This is a genomic window from Dolichospermum circinale AWQC131C (assembly GCF_000426905.1).
Classification (GTDB): Bacteria; Cyanobacteriota; Cyanobacteriia; order Cyanobacteriales; family Nostocaceae; genus Dolichospermum; species Dolichospermum circinale.
This window is the reverse complement of sequence record NZ_KE384619.1, coordinates 4,857-8,131: the sequence shown is the minus strand read 5'-3', so window position 1 is coordinate 8,131 and position 3,275 is coordinate 4,857. Positions and strand designations below refer to the sequence as shown.

The window sequence follows — 3,275 nt, the reverse complement described above, 5'->3', positions numbered from 1 at the left end:
ATTACCTATTACCTATTACCTATTACCTATTACCTATTACCTATTACCTGTTCCCTGTTCCCTGTTCCCTGTTACCTATTACCTGTTCCCTGAAGTAGCAACTTGAATTATCTGTTTATTTAGTCAAGCGTCTGCAAGGTCAACTCAGCAGGGGAAAGTACATCAGCTTCCAATAGAGCCATCATATCTCCTAATTGGGGATTACCACGAGTTGAGCCAGTCAATCCTTTAGCAATAATTAAACCACAATGACCCTGAGTATTTTGACATTGCTGATGCCATTTTCTCTTAGCTTCTATATGCACTGGGTCATCATCTAAAAATTGCCCAAACAAAAATAATTCATGATTGCGTGTTTGCAATAAACCCAAGTCATAGAGATTATCATCTATCGGATCAGTAACAGTATGGAAACAAATTGCGTTTAGTCCTCCAGCCTCTTGAATATTTTTAATAATCCCCTTAGCTTTAGGACGAGAGGTTTGAATCACAATCACAGGTAAACCATCCCCCATAGGCTCAAATTCACCCCCTGCTTGGTGGTTAGCAGCTTGACGTAGGTGATCTAATGTTTTCCAAGATAACACACCCAGACTCATGAACGCATCTTCTGGAATCAAATCGTCTCTTAGGGCTTCAAATATAGAATCATCTTCATCATCTTCTTCATCTTCATCCAAACCAGCCATTTCTTCTAGTTCTGCTGTCAATTCTGGCATTGTAGAAACAGCGACATTTAAGGATTTACGATTTTCATCGCTTTTTGGTAAGGAAATTCGATAACGTTGGCCCAGAGTGAGACCATCTTCCTGGGATAATTGACGACGGTAATCACGCAGAAACCGCAGTAAACTTTCTAAAGCGACAAAAGTTAGTAGTGCTTCTTCTTCATATAAAACCGAACGTAGCCCTTCTAGGGGGTGAATATTACCGAAAGTAGGTTCAATTTCTGAATCAGGCATATCTGCCAAATCACCTATATCATCATCGTCGCTATCGTCTACAGAATCAAAGGTGAGAAATAAACAATCTTGTTTGAGGAAAGCTGCTTCTAAATTTCGATTTGTTTCATCATCATCGGCTATAACAGCAGCCCGAAACCGCTTCAGGGAATCTTCAGAACGATAAAACAAAATTCCATACTCAATTCCTAACATTCCCATGACGGAGGCATAGAGTTTGTCTACATCCCATTGATTGATTTCTATTGATAAAATTTGCTGTTCTTCTAAAAAGTTCCAAGGGGCAGCTTGCCAGACTTCTAAGGCTTTATCATGGAGGAGTTTGGCGTATTTGGGTGGTAAATCGGGAGTTTCTCCGTCAACGATTTCCGCAAAAGAGCGAAAAAGTTCATCAATTATTGGTAATTCTGGTAGGTAGTCAATAGCAATATCTAAATCTTGCAATACTCCCCGCAAGTAAAATTGAATTTCTCGATCGCGGACAACGATTCTTTGGGGTCTAGCGGGCTTGGCCGGACTTTGTGGATGTTCTATTGCCCGCATTAAAGTCCGCACAATGGCTTCAGGTCCCAGACTGGGATCTACCATGTCCATGCCTCTAACTATACCTTCGGAGGCATCCACCCAGAGAATACATTCTCCTTTGGCCTCTGGGTCGGCTGGGCTGTGTGGTGATGACAATGGACGGCGATCGCCCTCCCATACAGAAGGAATCTGGGTTAATTTCTGCAACCGGCGACTGGTAGAGCGATTAAAACTTGTCATAAAGTAAATGAATCAGAACAAAGCGATGAGAAGAGCGACTTTTGGGAATGGTTAATCATTAAACATACCTATTCCTTCAATTCTAGAATAAAAATTCTGGGTTGCTCAAAAACAGGCAACGGGGAAGAGGGCAGGAATAATTGATCATCTTCTACCCATGTTCTCATGTTCCCATCTTCTGATGCTGTTTTCCCATCCTAATGTCGCTAAAATGAATACAAAAACATCCATAGCACCCCAGAGGTACTAAAACCCCTGCTGGAGTATTGATCAAATCAGTTCAGGAGTTAATCATCCATGACACAAGCAACTCAAACTCAACAACGCTCAATTCTGTTATCTGAAACTGCATTGCGTCAAGTTAAGTCTCTTCAAGACAAACAAGGAAAAGATTTATGTCTACGGGTGGGAGTTAGACAAGGTGGTTGTTCGGGAATGTCTTATATGATGGATTTTGAGGATATCAGCAAGATTACCCCCGATGATGAGGTGTTTGATTATGATGGCTTCAAAATTATCAGCGATCGCAAAAGTTTACTTTACCTTTATGGTCTCATGCTCGATTATAGCGATGCCATGATTGGTGGTGGTTTCCAATTCACTAACCCCAACGCTGTCCAAACTTGCGGTTGCGGTAAATCTTTCGGTGTGTAATATTTAGACAGGTTTGTCGGTTATTGGTTGCTAATCACAACTGACAACTGACAACCGACAATTGACAACTGACAACTGACAACTGACAACTGACAACCGACAATTGACAACTGACAACTAACAAATGACTAATACAATTGATTCCCTATTTGATACAGGTTTAGAACGGTATAAAGCTGGAGAATCTGTAGAATCTCTAATTCCTGTATTTAAAGAGGTATGCGATCGCTCTCCTAAAGCTAGTTCAGCTTGGATTTGTCTAGCTTGGTTATATCTCCTTGATAACAAGGGTTCACTGGCTTTTAAAGCCGCCAATAAAGCGGTGAAACTTAATCCCCAAGACCCACAAGCAAGAATTAATCTCGCTTTAGCTATGCTGGAAACAGGTCAAAAAGGTTTGCGTGAACACATTGAGTTTGCAAAACAGTTGATATTTGTCAATGAAGAATGGCAAGAAGAAGTTAAAAATAGTATTGAAGATGGTTTCACAAGAAAACCTGATTGGCAAAATTTAGCCAAGGTCAAAAAATGGATATTTGAGGACAATTAACTCTTTACTAATCACTAATCACCAATCACCAATCACTAATCACTAATTACCAATAAAAATGAAAGACAAATTATTAAACTGGCTTAACTTCATCCTTGTTGCTGATGTTTTCCTTGTGATTTTAGGTTTCGCGTGGCTTGTTATTGCTGTGATTGGTGATGCTTCGGGAATCAACCTTGGTTTGGATTTATGGCATAAACTGTGGATACCATTATTTAACCCTGCTATTGGTATCCTCATGGGTGGGGCTTTGCTGAGTGGTATTATTAGCTGGGTTTCTAAAAAATTGACAAAAAATGACTTGTCCTAAGATAATTTTAATTTGTATTAAAAAATGAGTGAAT

4 protein-coding genes are annotated in these 3,275 nt (G+C 39.9%); 3 read left to right on the top strand and 1 reads right to left on the bottom strand.

All coding sequences use genetic code 11. From position 1 onward, the window contains the following. Window positions 1–119: 119 nt before the first annotated feature. Window positions 120–1,727 (bottom strand): DUF6930 domain-containing protein, encoded by a 1,608-nt coding sequence (locus ACIR131C_RS0113480; protein ID WP_028090623.1) that lies wholly within the window; start codon window positions 1,725–1,727, stop codon window positions 120–122. A gap of 297 nt (window positions 1,728–2,024) precedes the next feature. Here ACIR131C_RS0113480 and ACIR131C_RS0113470 point away from each other — a divergent pair, with 297 nt between their 5' ends. From ACIR131C_RS0113470 to ACIR131C_RS0113460, 3 genes are all read left to right on the top strand, one after another. Further along, the gene (locus ACIR131C_RS0113470; protein WP_028083016.1) at window positions 2,025–2,381 is read left to right on the top strand and encodes an iron-sulfur cluster assembly accessory protein; all 357 of its coding nucleotides are present in this window, start codon (window positions 2,025–2,027) and stop codon (window positions 2,379–2,381) included. 124 nt (window positions 2,382–2,505) lie between these two features. Beyond that, complete coding sequence (locus ACIR131C_RS0113465; protein ID WP_028083015.1) at window positions 2,506–2,931, top strand: tetratricopeptide repeat protein; 426 nt, start codon at window positions 2,506–2,508, stop codon at window positions 2,929–2,931. Between the two features lie 58 nt (window positions 2,932–2,989). Continuing rightward, on the top strand, window positions 2,990–3,241 hold the full coding sequence (locus ACIR131C_RS0113460; protein ID WP_028090622.1) for a hypothetical protein: 252 nt from the start codon (window positions 2,990–2,992) through the stop codon (window positions 3,239–3,241). The last annotated feature ends 34 nt before the right edge of the window (window positions 3,242–3,275 follow it).

What these genes read in the sequence shown, in the direction of transcription:
- ACIR131C_RS0113460 (WP_028090622.1), top strand. Translation starts at nt 2,990, where the DNA reads ATGAAAGACAAATTATTAAACTGGCTTAACTTCATCCTTGTTGCTGAT.
- ACIR131C_RS0113480 (WP_028090623.1), bottom strand. Translation starts at nt 1,727, where the DNA reads ATGACAAGTTTTAATCGCTCTACCAGTCGCCGGTTGCAGAAATTAACC.
- ACIR131C_RS0113470 (WP_028083016.1), top strand. Translation starts at nt 2,025, where the DNA reads ATGACACAAGCAACTCAAACTCAACAACGCTCAATTCTGTTATCTGAA.
- ACIR131C_RS0113465 (WP_028083015.1), top strand. Translation starts at nt 2,506, where the DNA reads ATGACTAATACAATTGATTCCCTATTTGATACAGGTTTAGAACGGTAT.